The organism is Microvirga pakistanensis, assembly GCF_004458765.1.
Taxonomy (GTDB): Bacteria; Pseudomonadota; Alphaproteobacteria; order Rhizobiales; family Beijerinckiaceae; genus Microvirga; species Microvirga pakistanensis.
In genome coordinates this window covers 1-223 of the sequence record NZ_SPJX01000141.1, presented here as the reverse complement: position 1 = coordinate 223, position 223 = coordinate 1, and the positions used below count along the sequence as shown (strand labels likewise).

Genomic DNA, 223 nt, shown 5'->3' with positions numbered 1-223 from the left:
GCGACCGCGCCAGCGCAGTCGCTCGCGATGGCGAAGACGTCTTGCGCGATCTGTGGCCAAACCGCGAGGACACCCAGGACCGCCTCATGCGGGTAGGCGTCGACCAGGGCGGTGAGGTTGGCCAAAGTGGGTGTGGCCTGCACGGCCGCGAGGCTGGCGCGAGCGGCGGCGGCCTTTGCCGCGAGGTCGCGCGCGGCGACGTCGGCGCGGCCAACGGTTGCGG

At 73.5% G+C, this 223-nt stretch carries 1 protein-coding gene; it reads right to left on the bottom strand.

The annotated features are described in order from the left end of the window. On the bottom strand, positions 1-223 hold a 223-nt coding region (locus tag E4K09_RS28810; RefSeq protein WP_166802154.1), incomplete at both ends, for a hypothetical protein.